The 14431-nt window shown below is 74.0% G+C and carries 13 protein-coding genes; 4 read left to right on the forward strand and 9 right to left on the reverse strand.

The genetic code is table 11. The features are described 5' to 3' along the window. The first annotated feature begins 48 nt into the window (after positions 1-48). On the forward strand, positions 49-609 hold the full coding sequence (locus G7063_RS11105) for a PPA1309 family protein (RefSeq protein ID WP_166414448.1): 561 nt from the start codon (positions 49-51) through the stop codon (positions 607-609). Between the two features lie 55 nt (positions 610-664). Here G7063_RS11105 and G7063_RS11110 read toward each other — a convergent pair whose 3' ends face one another. Together G7063_RS11110 and G7063_RS11115 are read right to left on the reverse strand one after the other, a co-directional pair. After that, entirely contained in the window at positions 665-1798 is a 1134-nt protein-coding gene (locus G7063_RS11110; protein WP_240916048.1) for a PDZ domain-containing protein, read from the reverse strand. Positions 1799-1855: 57 nt separating this feature from the next. Then, positions 1856-2770 (reverse strand): NAD-dependent epimerase/dehydratase family protein, encoded by a 915-nt coding sequence (locus tag G7063_RS11115; RefSeq protein ID WP_240916049.1) that lies wholly within the window; start codon positions 2768-2770, stop codon positions 1856-1858. A gap of 153 nt (positions 2771-2923) precedes the next feature. On the opposite strand from G7063_RS11115, the gene G7063_RS11120 reads away from it, so the two are divergent. Further along, positions 2924-4348 (forward strand): zinc-dependent metalloprotease, encoded by a 1425-nt coding sequence (locus G7063_RS11120; protein ID WP_166414451.1) that lies wholly within the window; start codon positions 2924-2926, stop codon positions 4346-4348. Between the two features lie 100 nt (positions 4349-4448). On the opposite strand, the gene G7063_RS11125 is transcribed toward G7063_RS11120, so the two are convergent. Beyond that, entirely contained in the window at positions 4449-5027 is a 579-nt protein-coding gene (locus tag G7063_RS11125; protein ID WP_166414452.1) for a M48 family metallopeptidase, read from the reverse strand. 96 nt (positions 5028-5123) lie between these two features. Between G7063_RS11125 and G7063_RS11130 the strand changes: the two genes are divergently transcribed. Continuing rightward, a complete protein-coding gene (locus G7063_RS11130) occupies positions 5124-5915 on the forward strand; it encodes a ThiF family adenylyltransferase (RefSeq protein WP_166414453.1) in 792 nt (263 codons plus the stop codon). A gap of 249 nt (positions 5916-6164) precedes the next feature. On the opposite strand, the gene G7063_RS11135 is transcribed toward G7063_RS11130, so the two are convergent. The 6 genes from G7063_RS11135 to nudC all read right to left on the reverse strand — a co-directional run bounded on the left by G7063_RS11135 (position 6165) and on the right by nudC (position 12975). Beyond that, positions 6165-6470 carry a WhiB family transcriptional regulator gene (locus tag G7063_RS11135; RefSeq protein WP_206188269.1) on the reverse strand — a complete coding sequence of 102 codons (306 nt, stop codon included), beginning with the start codon at positions 6468-6470 and terminating at the stop codon, positions 6165-6167. Positions 6471-6733: 263 nt separating this feature from the next. Beyond that, on the reverse strand, positions 6734-6880 hold the full coding sequence (locus G7063_RS11140) for a hypothetical protein (protein ID WP_166414455.1): 147 nt from the start codon (positions 6878-6880) through the stop codon (positions 6734-6736). Between the two features lie 151 nt (positions 6881-7031). Continuing rightward, positions 7032-9008: an ATP-dependent helicase gene (locus G7063_RS11145; protein ID WP_166414456.1), complete on the reverse strand. Its 1977-nt coding sequence runs from the start codon at positions 9006-9008 to the stop codon at positions 7032-7034. Between the two features lie 113 nt (positions 9009-9121). Further along, complete coding sequence (locus G7063_RS11150) at positions 9122-9343, reverse strand: mycoredoxin (RefSeq protein WP_166415331.1); 222 nt, start codon at positions 9341-9343, stop codon at positions 9122-9124. A gap of 175 nt (positions 9344-9518) precedes the next feature. Then, entirely contained in the window at positions 9519-11684 is a 2166-nt protein-coding gene (locus G7063_RS11155) for a DEAD/DEAH box helicase (protein WP_166414457.1), read from the reverse strand. A gap of 322 nt (positions 11685-12006) precedes the next feature. Then, positions 12007-12975 carry an NAD(+) diphosphatase gene (gene nudC / locus G7063_RS11160; protein ID WP_166415332.1) on the reverse strand — a complete coding sequence of 323 codons (969 nt, stop codon included), beginning with the start codon at positions 12973-12975 and terminating at the stop codon, positions 12007-12009. Between the two features lie 85 nt (positions 12976-13060). Between nudC and G7063_RS11165 the strand changes: the two genes are divergently transcribed. Beyond that, positions 13061-14428, forward strand: a complete 1368-nt coding sequence (locus G7063_RS11165) for a phosphotransferase (protein WP_166414458.1) — start codon at positions 13061-13063, stop codon at positions 14426-14428. Positions 14429-14431: the final 3 nt, after the last annotated feature.

A 14431-nucleotide genomic window follows, 5' to 3' on the forward strand; every position in this document is an offset into this window, starting at 1 on the left:
TCCCGCGCCGGTTCGGCGGCCCGCGCGCGCGTCCGGCAGACTGGTGCGATGACCACCGAGGGAGCACGCGAGCACACGCTCGAGGAGCTGACGCTGTCCGAGACCATCCGCGAGATCGAGCAGCACGTCGCACGTGGCGGCTGGGACGGCCCGCCGCGCGTCTTCGCGATCATCCGGACCAAGGAGGCCCTCGCCTCCTCCCCCGAGCTCGCGGAGCAGATGCCCGAGCTCCCCGGCCAGGTCGAGGCGAACGAGTTCGCGATGCTGTCGATCGAGCAGGAGGATCTGCCGCCCGCGGACACGCTCGAGGAGCTGCTGGGGTCGCTCGCGTGGCCGCCGACGGTCCACGGCGCGGCGCTCGTCGTCGAGCGCGTCATCGTCCCGCCCGAGGCCGAGGTCGCGATGCCGTCCGACCCCGACGAGGCCCTCGACTACCTCGCGGGGCACCCCGACCGCGAGGACGTGCGGCTCGCGGTCGCCGTCCTGCGCGACGGCCCGTCGTGGTGCGCGATCCGCACGCGCCGCAACGACGACCCGACGCAGGTCGCGCTCGGCCCCGACCTCGTTCCGGGGCTCGTCGCGGCGCTCACGGCGACGTTCGAGGACTGAGCCGGTCGCGGGCGGGCTCCGTGAGGACCGCCCTCGCCCGTGCCCGCGAGAACCGTCAGGAGCAGGTCGGCAGCGTGTCGCCCCGCCCCGCACCGATCGCGACGACGGCGTCGTAGGCCTCGTCGAGCGTCGCGACCTTGACTGCACGCATGCCGTCCGGCACGTGCCCCACGGCCTCGGCGCAGTTCTCGGCGGGCGCGAGGAACCAGCGCGCACCGTCGTCCCGCGCGCCACGCATCTTGTACGTGATGCCACCGATCGGGCCGACGGTGCCGTCGATGGCCATCGTGCCCGTGCCGGCGATGATCTGGCCGCCCGTCTCGTCCTCGGGCGTGAGCAGGTCCATGATCCCGAGCGCGAACATCGTGCCCGCGCTCGGCCCGCCGACGTCGTCGATGTGCATCGTCACGACCGGGTCGGTCTCGAAGGACCGGTCGACGGAAACGCCGAGGAAGGACCTGTCGACGCCGCCCGCCTGGGCCGGGGGCCCGGCGGACGTGACGACCTCGAGGTCCTGGGGCGTGCCTGCACGCTCGACTCGCAGCGTCACCGTCGTCCCTGGCTCGATCTTGTCGAGCATCGTGCCGAGGTGCTCGAACGAGACGATCGGGGTGCCGTCGAGCGCGAGCAGCACGTCACCGGGCAGGACGACGCCGTACGCCTTCATCTCAGGGTCCGTCGAGACCGCCGTGAGGGTCTCGACGACGGTCCGCCCGAGCGCCCGCAACGCCGCGACCGTCGCAGACTCCTGGCTCGTCACCATCTCGGCCTGCCCCTGCTGCGCGGTCTGCTCCGACGTCGTGCCCTCGGGGAAGATCGCCTCGACCGGGTAGACACCCTCGTCCGGGTCGAGCCAGGCGCGCACGAGCCGCGCCACGGGAACCGTCCGGTCGCGGTTGCCGAGCGCGGACACCGTCGTGAAGCGCAGCTGTCCCGTCGACGGGAACGTCTCGGCACCCGTGACCTCGATGACGGGGGTCCCCCCGGTGCCGAGCGTGTCGAACGTCGGGCCGGGCATCCGCACGACGTACCCGGTCGGCAGCGCGATCGCCGCCGCGACCGCGAGCGCGGTCGTGACGAGCGCGATCGACTGCGTGAGGACACGGCGCGTGAGGAGCGGCAGCTGGGGCCGCTCGTCGACGGGCGCGAGGTCACCGGGGAGCGTGGGCTGCTGCGGGGCGTCGGACACGTCGTCCATCATCCACGAGGTCGCTGAGAGCCGCGTACAGGTTTCGTCCCGGGCAGGTCAGCGGCGTCGGACCTGCCGCATGACGGCAGCGGTCCCGAGGAACGCGACGGCCGCCCCGACGGCGCCGAACGCGGCCGCGTCACGGCCCTGGACCCGCCGCCCCACGAGCGCCGTGCGCCCCTCGACGCCGGCGAGCAGCTCGCGCAGGCACTCGGAGTTCGACCGGCGCGGCTCCCAGCCGAGCGCGAGCAGCCGTTCGGGCACGACGGTCCACGGGTGCACGACGAGCGCAAGGTCGGCGGCCGACGCGGGCAGCAGCCCCGCCCGGTGGAGGCGCTCCGCGATGCCGAACGCCGTCTGCGCGGGCAGGTCGACGCGACGCATGCCCGATGCCGCGACGACCTCACGGGTCGACAGAGGTTCCGGGGTGCCGACGACGATCGTCCCGTCGACGTCGTGGTCGAGGACGGCGCGCACCGCCGTCGCGAGGTCCTCGACGTGGAGGAGCTGCCACTCCCGCTCGACGCCACGCAGCGTGAGCAGCCACGGCATCTCGAAGTGCCGCGTGATCATCGTGTCGACGCCCGGACCCACGACGGGCGCCGCGCGCACGACCGTCACGGGGATACCGAGCTCGGTCGCGGCCGCGACGACGTGCTGCTCGAGCGCAGCCGTCATCGCAGAGGTTCCCTCGAGCTCGTCGGGCGGCACCGAGGTGTCGTCATGGACACCGCCCTGCGGGAGCGCGCCGAGGACCGCGGCCGACGAGACGACGACGAGCCGGTGCACCGACCCGGGCTGGAACTCGGCGACCTCGCGCGCGATCTGCGCATCGTGCTCCGCGAGCCACGCCGCGACGCGCGACGGCGGCATGGGGTCGAACGAGCCGCCGTCGACGACGACCACGACATCGACCGCACCCTCGACGGGCGCGTCTGGCTCCGCGTCGAGGATCCTCGACAACGTGTCCACGACGGGCCCCCGCCCGCGCAGCACGGTGCGCCGTGAGCGAACCTGCCCCTCCGACATGGCTGCAGCCCCTTCCCCCGGACGTCGTGACGGCTACCGTGGATGTTCCCACGTCCGGCCGTCCGGTCGCACGCCGTTCGGCACCAGGAGACACACATGACGGACCACTTCGAGGGTGGCACCCCCCAGGAGGAGCCCTGGGAGCGGCTGCTGCGCTCGGTCTTCGGTGCGGACGCGGACGAGGCGATCGCCCAGCTCAAGGCGCGAGGCATGGACGTCGACGCCCTCAACGCGGCGGCCGGGATCTCGGACGACCCGCGCCTCATGGACCAGGTGCTCGCCCAGGTGAGGTCGCTGCTGTCGACCGGCTCTGGTCCCGTCAACCGCGACGTCGCGCACGACGTCGCACGTCAGGTCGCCGTCACGGGCGGAGACCCGAGCGTCGGCGACGCACAGCGTCGCGCGGCCCTCGACGCGTTCGGCGTCGCGGACCTCTGGCTCGACATCGCGACCGAGCTCGCGCCGACGGGCGGGACGCGTGTCGTGTGGAGCCGCTCGGAGTGGGTCGAGCGCACGCTGCCCGCGTGGTCCCAGCTCGCCGCGCCCGTCGCGACCAACCTCGTCGCCGCGCTCACCCGCATCCTCGGCGAGCGCCTCCCCGAGGACATGGAGGGCATGCTCCCGGCCGGCATGGCCGCCGTCCTTCCCCCCGGCGCGCTCGCGGACCCGACGTCGCTGCTCGAGCGGCTCGGCTCGGCGATGTTCGGCATGCAGATCGGCCAGGCCGCCGGCACCCTCTCGCGCGAGGTCTTCGGCCTCACCGACATCGGCGTACCGCTCGTCAGCGAGCCCATGAGCGCGATGCTGCCCGCGAACGTCGAGGCGTTCGCCGAGGGCCTCGACGCCCCGCTCGACGAGGTCCGGCTCTACCTCGCGCTGCGCGAGACCGCGCACGCGCGCCTCTTCACGCACGTCCCGTGGCTGCGCGGGCACCTCCTCGGGCTGCTCGACGCGTACGCGCGCGGCATCACGATCGACGTCGACGCGCTCGACGAGGCCGTCCGCGACGTCGACCCCTCCGACCCCGGTCAGCTGCAGGCCGCGCTCTCGGGCGGCGGGTTCTTCGGCATCGGGCAGACCGCCGAGCAGCGGACGACGCTCGAGCGTCTCGAGACGACGCTCGCGCTCGTCGAGGGCTGGGTCGACGAGGTCGCGACGAACGCCGCGCTCCCCCACCTGCCGCACGCGATGCCGCTGCGCGAGATGATGCGCCGGCGCCGCGCCGCGGGCGGCCCTGCGGAACAGACGTTCGCGACGCTCGTCGGGCTCGAGCTGCGTCCGCGCCGCTCGCGGGAGGCCGCGGCGCTGTGGCGGCTCATCGCGGAGCAGTCGGGGCTCGAGGGCCGTGACGCGGTGTGGGACCACCCGGACCTCCTGCCCACGGCCGAGGACCTCGACGACCCCGCGGGTTTCGCAGGTCGGCGGGCGAGCACGGACGCGGAGCTTGCGGACGTCGACCGCGCGATCGAGGCCTTCCTCGCGGAGGCCGAGGGGGACGACGGGGCCACGCCGCAGGGATGAGTCCCGAGGTGTGAACGGCACGGCGTGAACGACGTGGTGCGAACGACGTGGCGTGGGCCCGATGTGCGGGCCTGCGCCACGGTCGTGTCGTGGGATCGCGTCAGTCGACGTGGTCGCCCGTGTCACCGTGGTCGCCCGTGTCACCGTGGTCGTGCGTGTCACCGTGGTCGTGCGTGAACGCGACGCCCTCGAGGAACCCGCGGGCACGCTCGGTGCGCGGGTAGCGTTCGACGAGCTCCCAGAAGCCCGGGCCGTGGCCCGCCTGCAGCAGGTGCGCGAGCTCGTGGACGAGCACGTAGTCGAGCACCCACGACGGCAGGCCGCGCACGCGCGTCGAGATGCGGATGGTGCGGTCGTCGACGGAGCACGAGCCCCAGCGTCGCTCCTGGTGCGCGGACCACGTGACGCTCGCCGGGACTGCGCGGCCGTCGAGGTAGCGCGCCGAGAGGTCCGTCGCCCGCGCGAGGAGCTGCTCGTCCGACGGGCGACGACGGGCCTCCTTGGCGGCGAGGCGCTCGAGCATGCGCTCGACCCACTCGCGTTCCTGGGCCTTCGTGAAGCGCGCGGGGATCGCGACGATGGTCCGGCCGCCCTCGCGGTAGGCGCTCACCGTGCGGGTGCGGCGACGGCTTCGGCGTACCTCGACGGCACCTCCGGTCACGCCAGCCCCCTCGCTCATGGCTTGACCGTACCGTGACCCGCTGCAGGACGTGACCGTACGCGCCGTGGCTGTGGACAACTCCCACGGGAGGTCCCCCGCTGCGATCCTCGGGGCGTGACCCTCCAGAGCCCTCCCCGCCGCCACCACCCCGGGCCCGCCGCGTCCGGCCCCGTCCTGCCGGGCGCTGTCCTGCCGGGCCCCGTCGCGCCCGACCTCGTCGAACGCCTCCCGCACGAGGCCGTCGCCGTGCTCCATGGCGCGAACGTCGGCGTCCTCGGGCTCGGACGACTCGGGCTGCAGATCGCGCGGACGCTCGCGTCGCTCGGTGCACGCAGGCTCGTCCTCGACGACGCGGGCACGGTCCGGCACGACGACCTCGGCGCGGGCGGCTACCGTCTCGCGGACCTCGGGCGGTCACGTCCGGCCGCGGCTGCGGGCGTGCTCGCCGACTCCGCCACGACGACGGCCGTCTCCCCCGGGGTCCTCGACGGCCACGACCCTGGCACGCTCACGGCCGCCGTCGTCGTCACGCACGAGCAGATCGACCCTGCCTGCACGTGGCGCCTCGTCGCGCAGGGCGTGCCGCACCTGCTCGTCACGTGGTCGCGCGGAAGGCTCGAGGTCGGCCCGGGCGTCATCCCCGGGCTGACAGCCTGCCTGCGCTGCGTCGACCTGCACCGCGCCGACGAGGGCGTCCCGCCCGCACGCGGACGTCACGCCGGCAGCGGTGTCGAGGACCCCGTGCTCGCCCTCGCGGGCGCTGGGCTCGCCGTCGCGCGGACGTTCGGGCTCCTGGCGCACGGCTCGGCTCCGCGCGGACTCACCCGCACGACGACGCTCTCCCTGCCCGACCTCGCGCAGAGGACCGAGCACTGGCCCGTGCACCCGGTGTGCGGCTGCGCGTGACCGCACGTCGTCCCGCCCCTGCCACTGGCACCTGCCCCCGGGCGACGCGAACCCCGTGCGGTCCGCGTCCTCGCCCTCGGCCGTGCCCCGGCCTGCGTCGTGCCCCGGCGCGCGACGTCCCCCGAGAACGCCGAAGGCCGGCGCACCCGCGCGGCGGGTGCACCGGCCTGCGGTGCTGCGGCCCGGGCTGATGCCGGGCGGACGGCGGTCACGGCGTGACCTGCGCGTCCCGGGGACGGTCGCTGCGCATCATGCGACCTGCGCGTCCTCGGGACGCACCTTGCGCGGCCGGCCTCGGCCGCGCTTCATGGCGACGACCTGGCCGTCGACGAAGACCTCGCCGCCCCAGACGCCCCACGGCTCGTTGCGCTCGACGGCGCCCGCGAGGCATCCGACGGCGAGCGGGCAGTCCCGGCACAGGGCCTTGGCGCGCTCGACGTCCGCGGTGCGCTCGGCGAACCAGAGCTCGGGGTCCTCGGTACGGCACGGGACGACCGCGGCGAGGAGGGCGTCGAACTCGGCGCGCTCCTCGCGCGTCGAGATCGTCGTGGTCATGGTCGACGGCGTCGGGGTGACTGTCGTCGGTCGGGAGATCGGGGCGACGACGAGGTCGTCACGCTGGATGGACGGGGCGAGAAGCATGCTGGGCCGCACGGTGGCCTCCGGGTGTTCCGAGTGCTGCGAAAAGAGAGAAGGTGCGCCACGCCGGGAAACGCCTCACGTCACGGCAGCGATGCCGGGTGCGCCTCAGGGACGCGTTCTGCGAGGGGTTCCGCCGGGCGGGCGGGTGTGACGTTCGTCGGTGGACGCGCGAGGCGTCAGATGCCGTACGGGAACGTCAGGGGCGCTGCATGTGCGGCGCTCGGGAGCAGACGGTGTGCTCCGGCGAGGAGGGCACGCGCACGACGACCACCGGACATCCCGGTATCGACGATCTGGATCGTCGTGGTCTCGAAGTTCTTCATGCGTGCTCACCCCTCTCTCTTCTAGGCCTGCGACGCTCGGCGTCGTGGGCTCTCCGTCAGGAACTTGACTACCGTAGACCGGCCCAGCACGGCAGGGCCAACTCTTTATCGGGGACCTTCTGCGATCGTGACCTGTTCGTGATCTTTGGCGTCAGGACCGGTGCTGCTCGAGGATGCGCAGGAGGTCGTCCGCGTACCGGTCGAGACGGTCCGCGCCGAGCCCTCGCACGTCGGCGAGCTCGGCGAGCGTCGTCGGCCGCAGGGTCGCGACCTCCTCGAGCGTGACGTCCGTGACGACGACGTGCACGGGCCGCCCGATGTCCTCCGCGCGCAGGTCGCGCCAGCGGCGCAGCGCGTCGAGCAGCACCGGGTCAGGACCCTCGCTGCGGTCGTGGACGACGGTGCCCCGCCGCGCCCCGGTGGCGTCGGCGCCGAGGTGCTCGAGGAAGCGCGAACGCTTCCGTGAGGCGCGTCCCGAGCCGCCGCGCGAACGTGCCCACGAGAGGTGCAGGTGCTCGCGGGCACGCGTGATACCGACGTAGAGCAGGCGCTTCTCCTCAGCGACCGACGCCGGGTCCGTCGCGAGCGAGATCGGCATGAGGCCCTCGCTCAGCCCCACGAGGAACACGGCGTCCCACTCGAGGCCCTTCGCGGCGTGGAGCGACGCGAGCGTCACACCCTCGACCGTCGGCGCATGCTGCGCCGCGGCACGCTCGTCCAGCTCTGCGACGAGCATCCGGACGTCCGCGCCCTCACGCTGGGCGAGATCGTCCGCGAGCGCGACGAGCGCCTGCATGGCCTCCCAGCGCTCCCGCACGGCGCCACGCGTCGCGGGCGGCTCGGGCGACCAGCCGGCGTTGAGCAGGACGTCGCGCACGGCCTCGCCGAGCGGCACGTCGGGATCGACCGCACGGGCCGCTCCGCGCAGCAGGACGAGCGCGTCGCGCACCTCCTTGCGCTGGAAGAACCGCTCGCCGCCGCGCACGAGGTAGGGCACGCCCGCGTCGACGAACGCGTTCTCGAGAACCGCCGACTGGGCGTTCGTCCGGAAGAGCACCGCGATCTCGCTCGCGCGCACGCCCGAGGCGACGAGCCGCGCGGCACGCGAGGCGACGAACGCTGCCTCCGCCTCGTCGTCGTCGTGCACGGACCGGCCCACGGGCGGACCCGCCGGCCGCTGCGCCCTGAGCTCGAGGCCCGCGTACGTCCGCGCGCGCGGGTCCGCGAGCAGCGCGTTCGCCGCGCCCACGACCTGCGGCGTCGAGCGGTAGTCCCGCACGAGGCGGACCTCGGTCGCATCCGGGAAGCGCTTGCGGAACTCGAGCAGGTGACGCGGGGTCGCACCCGTGAACGAGTAGATGGTCTGCGACGGGTCGCCGACGACGCACAGGTCGCGGCGCGGCCCCATCCACTGGTCGAGGACGAGCTGCTGCAGGGGCGAGACGTCCTGGTACTCGTCGACGACGAAGCGCCGGTACTGCTGCCGGATCTCGTTCGCGACCGACGTGTGCGAGCCGATCATGTCCGCGAGGTAGAGCAGCACGTCCTCGAAGTCCATGAGCGCGCGGTTGTTCTTCGTGTCCTCGTACGCGCGCAGCAGGCGCGCGACCGTCTGCGCCTCGAGCCCCGCCGGGGGCTCGCGCCGCAGCGCCGCGACGGCCTCCGCGTAGCCGTCGGCCGGGACGAGCGAGACCTTCGCCCACTCGATCTCCGAGGAGATGTCGCGCACCGCGAGCCGGTCCACCGAGATGCCGAGCGCCGTCGCGGCGTGCGCGACGATCTGCGCCTTCTGCTCGACGATGCGCGGCGGTGCACCGCCGACGATCTTCGGCCAGAAGTACCCGACCTGCCGCAGCGCCGCCGCGTGGAACGTGCGCGCCTGCACGCCACCCACGCCGAGCGCCCGAAGCCGCGCACGCATCTCCCCCGCCGCACGCGCCGTGAACGTCACCGCGAGCACCGACGCCGCCGGGTAGTAGCCCGCGCGCACGCCGTACGCGATGCGGTGCGTGATCGCCCGCGTCTTGCCCGTGCCCGCGCCCGCGAGCACGACCACGGGCCCGTGCACCACCTCAGCGACAGCGCGCTGGTCGGGGTCGAGGGCGTCAAGGATCTCGTCGGGAGTCATCGTCGTCGATCATCCCAGGCGCCACCGACATCCACGGAACCGGCTCCCGTCCCTGGGGACGACAAAGGCCCGCAACGTCCCCGGGGACGCCCGCGGGCCCTCGTCGAGAGATCTCAGGCCAGGCGGGCCTTGACCTGCGCGAGCGACGGGTTCGTCGCCGCGGTGCCGTCGGGGAACACGACCGTCGGGACGACCCAGTCGCCGCCGTTGACCGACGCGACGTAGTCCGTCGTGCCGGGGACCTCCTCGATGTTCACCTCGGTGTACCCGATGCCCGCGGAGTCGAGCTGCGACTTCAGGCGCGTGCAGTAGCCGCACCACGTCGTCGAGTACATGACGACGGAACCGGCCTCGGGGACGTGCGGGGCGGCGATGGTCACGAGATACCTCCGGGGTGTCGGACGCACGGGCGTCCGGAACGGTCAGCGGGCCTGACGGCCCTCGGCAGCATAACGATCCCGCGCGGGCCGGCATTCCCGCCGGGCACCGGCGCGAGGCCGCGACGCAGTGTCAGGACGCGGCGCCCTCGAGCGCCCCGACGAGCAGCGCGACGAGCGCCTCGAGCTGCACGTCGGTCGACGAGGCGTCGTCGTCGATGTCGGCGCCGTCGAGAGCCCGCGCGGCGAGCCCCGACTTCGCGTCGATGAGCTCGGCGATCTTCGCGTCGATCGTCTGCGCAGCGACGATCCGCCACGCCGTGACAGGCTCGTCCTGACCGATGCGGTGGACGCGGTCGATCGCCTGGGTCTGCTCGGCGTCCGTCCACGGCAGCTCGGCAAGCACAAGGTTCGACGCCACCTGGAGATTGAGGCCGACGCCCGCCGCCATGAGCGAGCACACCACCACCTTCACGTCGTCGTCCTCCGTGAAGGCCTTGACGGCGTGCGCCCGGGCGCGGGCGCTCTGGTCGCCACGGATCGCGACGAACGAGATGCCCCGCTCCGTGAAGATCCGCTCCGCCTCGTCCATGACGTCGACGTGCTTGGCGAAGAACACGACCTTGCCGACGTTGCGTGCGAGCTGCGCCGTGTAGTCGGCCGCGAGACCCGCCTTGGCCTGTCCGAGGCGGCGCACCATCGTGAAGATGTTCTCGCCCTTCGCCTTCGACGTGGAGTCCTTGAGCTCGGACGCCGCAACACGACGCGCGAGCACGAGGTCCACCCCGTCGACGGCCTCCCCCGACCTGTGGGCGAGCGCCGTCGTGTAGTGCTCGACCATGCGCCGCGTGAGAGCCTCCTCCGACGCACGGATCGACCGACCCAGCGCACCGTCGATCTCGACCGGGAGGTCCGCGACCCGCCGCTCGGGGATGTCGGCGATGACGTCGACCTTGCGACGCCTCACGATGCCCATGTCGACGACTGCCCGTCGCGCCGCCGAGTAGAACCCGGGCTCGCCCGGGCTGAGCCCCGTGTCCTCGAGCGCGGTCATGAGGCCGCCGACGGGCAGCTTCTCGTCGATCCACCCGAGGAACTGCCAGATCGCCCGGAAGTCCTCGACCGAGTTGATGAGAGGCGTCCCGGTGAGCGCGACGAGCAGCGGCTTCGCCGTGCGCTCCCGGATGCGCTCGGAGAGCGTGAGGACGTTGCGCGAACGCTGCGACGACCGGTTCTTGATGAAGTGCGCCTCGTCGACGACCATGCCGCGGAAGCCGAGCTCGCCGAGCCAGCCGACGTGCCGGTCGAGGATCTCGTAGTTGATGATGATGACGTCCGCGAACGCGTCGACCTGAGCCCCGTCGCCGCTGCCGTCACCGTCACCGTGGATGACCGTCACGCGCCGCTGCGGGACCCACAGCCGCGCCTCGTGCGCCCAGTTCGTCTTGACGACGTTCGGCGCCACGACGAGCAGCGGGAAGGCCCCGGCCGCCTGCGCGGCGAGGAGCGCCTGCGCCGTCTTGCCGAGCCCCGGCTCGTCGGCGAGGAGGAACGTGCGGTGACCGCCGGCCGCGGCATGCACGACCTGCGCCTGGTGGTGCATGAGCTGGCGCCCGGGCGGAGCGGCCGCGAGCGTCCCGTCCGGGAGAGGCATGCACGCAGCCTCGCCCGTCCCGGCGACCTCGAACGACCGGAACAACGGCTCGAGCAGCTCCCAGCCGGCCAGCCGGCGCGGCCGGGCCGCCTGACGCTCGGCGACCGCCTCGAAGTTCGGTGCGAGGAACGGGTTGGCGAGGCGGCGGGACACGGCGGACCGAGGCTCGACGCGGCGCGAGGCGGTTCGCTCGACGACCGGCTCGGGCTCGGGCTCCTCGACGACCGGCTCGGGCATCTCGACGCCCGCGGCGCGCAGGATCGTCGTCCGGTAGGTGTGCGCAGCGGCCGAGACCTTCGCGTCCTCCGCGAGCAGCGAGAGGAGCGAGGTGTCGCGCACCGCGATCCTCGCGAGCGACGTCGCGACGCCGTCGAGGCGCTTGAGCTCGTGCGTGCGCTTCGCGGCCGAGAGCGTCCCGTCGCCCTGGACGCGCGCACGCTCCTCGCGCACGAGGAGCGCGACGACCTGGAACTTCGTCCGCACCGCAGGGCGCGTCGGAGGCTTGCGCACCGCAGCGTCGATCTCACGGGCGACGCCCGCGAGCACCCCGGCCAGACCGTCGTCGCCGTCCCGCCGACGCTGGCCGCCAGAACCGCCCGAGCCGCCACGGGCGTTCCCGGACCGGCTGCCGCCTGCTCGTGCCACAGCACTTCCTTCGTTCGTCACCAGAGATACGGGATCGACGTGCTCCTGCCCGACGCACGGCACCGAGGGGGCTCAGGGGCCGCCGCCGTGTCCGGCAGCACGCCGCAGATCGGCGAAGGGCGAGCACCCAGGCATGCGCAGGTGCTCGTCCGTCCGTACGCCGCGAGATGGCTCCTGCCAGGAGCTCCCGCGTACCCGGAGGTCACGCCCCGCTCCGTCCGCAGGCTGCGGCGTCGTCGTCCGCAGCGCCCGCGGACGAACAGATACTACGCCCGCAGGCCCTCTCCCGACACCTACGCCCGGCCGTGGCCGACGCCCGACGTCAGACCGGCTCGTCGAGCTCCCCGCCGAACCACTCCTCGATGAGCGCCCGCGCGATCGACGACCTCATGGGCAGCAGCACCCGCCCCGCCGCGACGTCCGCCGCGAGCCCGGCGCGTGTGAACCAGCGGGCATCCGTCACCTCGACGTCGTCCGTCGTCACCGTCGTCGTCTCCGCGCGCGCGACGAACCCGAGCATGAGCGAGGCCGGGAACGGCCACGGCTGCGACGCCCGGAACTCGACGCGGCCGACGACGACGGCCGTCTCCTCGAGCACCTCGCGGCGCACCGCAGCCTCCGCCGCCTCGCCCGCCTCGACGAAGCCCGCGAGCGTCGAGAAGCGCCGCTCCGGCCAGTGCGCGGCGTGCCCGAGCAGCAGGCGGTCGTCCGCGTCGACGACCGCCATGATGACCGCGGGATCCGTCCGCGGGTAGTGCTCGACGCCCTCGTCCTCGCAGCGACGTGCCCAGCCCGACGCCACCGGAACCGTCGGTTCGCCGCACGACGGGCAGCGAGGAGCCCGCGCGTGCCACGCCGCGAGCGCGACCGCGGCCGTCGCGAGGCCCGCGTCGTGCCCGTCGAGCAGGTGCCCCACGTCCCGCAGCGCACCCCAACGACGCCCCGCCGCGAGTCCCTCCGCGGGTGTCGGCGCCTCGACACCCTCGATGCCGACGCCCGGACGCGACGCGGGCACGACGAGCGCGAGCACGTCCGTGCCGCCGTCGCGCGGCGACCTGCCGAGGTCGCACACGAGCGCCTGCCCGGCCGCCGGCGCGGCCTCGGCCGCGGGCACGAGCGCGAGGCGGTGCCCCGCACCCGGCTCGAGCGCGAGCTCCCCGCCGCGGACGAGCAGCACGCGCGTCGACGGCGCGGCCAGGAGCCGCGCGAGGTTCCTGGGCTCGGTCCGCCGCGCCGCGGCGCGGTCGGTGCCCGTGCGGGACAGCGGCAGGGAGGACCAGTCGGTCGGCATCGTCACGACGTTCACGGTACGCGCGACGCAGGCCGCAGGGCGTGCCCTCACCGCACCACGGCCCCACGCGCCGTACCGTGGAGCGATGCACCGCTCCGACCTCGCCCTCGCCGCCCTCGCGACCGCCGCCGTCCCCGGCATGCGCGCCGTCGAGGTGAGCAAGGTCGCGTCCGACGGCGACGACGACATCGCGCTCGTCATCGACGACGAGCGCCGCCGCTGGATGGTCCGCTCGCCCCGCGACACCGTCGCCGGCGCGAGCCTCGAGGCCGAGATGGCGCTCCTGCGCTCCTTCGGCGCCTACGTCGACTCCGGCCGGCTGCCGTTCGCCGTCCCCGCGCCTGCCGGCTTCGCACAGCTCGACGAGGGCGGGCGCGCCGTCGTCTACCCCGAGATCCCCGGCACGGCGCTGCCCGTCGAGTCGCTGCGCCCCGGCCCCGGCCTCGCGCGCGCCGTCGGGCAGGCGATCGCCGCGCTCCACGAGCTGCCCGCCTCGCTCGTCGAGGACGCCGGGCTGCCCGCCTACTCCGCCGACGACTACCGGCGCCGACGCCTCGCCGAGCTCGACGAGGCCGCCGCGACCGGCCGCGTCCCCGTGCGGCTCCTGCGCCGCTGGGAGGCCTCGCTCGAGGACGTCGCCGTGTGGCGCTACCGGCCCGTCGTCACGCACGGCGACCTCGGCGCCGACCACGTGCTCGTCGCCCAGCAGACCGTCAACGGCATCCTCGACTGGTCGTCCTGCCAGGTCGCCGACCCCGCCGACGACCTCGCATGGCTCGTCGTCGTCGCCCCGGCCGACGCCGTCGAGTCCGTCCTCGAGGCCTATCGGCAGGCCCGCACCGAGCTCTCCGACACCCATCTCGTCGACCGCGCGCACCTCGTGAGCGAGCTGGCGCTCGTCCGCTGGCTCCTCCACGGCGTCCACCAGGGCGACGAGCAGATCCAGGCTGACGCCGTCGAGATGATGCTCGACCTCGACGACACGCTCCACCCCGCCGGAGAGTCGCCTGCGACCGGCAGCGTCCGCGTGAGCGCGGGCGTCGCCGCAGGCGTCACGCTCGCTGAGGCGGTGCCGGTCGAGGCGACCGAGGTCGCCGACGGCACGGCCATCGTCAGCAGCAGGAGCGCCGCCTCCGGCGTGAGCGCTGCGTCCGGGCTGAGCGCCGCTTCTGGAGTGAGCGCCGCGAGCGCCGCGACGGGAGCGTTCGAAGCCGTGGACGAGGCCCCCACCCCCGCCGCGCACGTCCCCACGGCCGCGACCGAGGCGATCGACGTCGCCGACGCCCGTGCGGCCTGGGCCGCGTACGACGACGCGCCGGCATCGTCTGCCGAGGGCTCGGACTGGGTCGTGTCGCCCGTGGAGACGTCCGCGCAGGACGACCAGGACGACGAGGCACCTGCCGAGGACACCTCAGGCACCCCGTCGTCGGACGACGACGCGCAGCGCGACTGACCC

Source organism: Sanguibacter sp. HDW7, from assembly GCF_011300875.1.
In the GTDB taxonomy this organism is placed as follows: Bacteria; Actinomycetota; Actinomycetes; order Actinomycetales; family Cellulomonadaceae; genus Flavimobilis.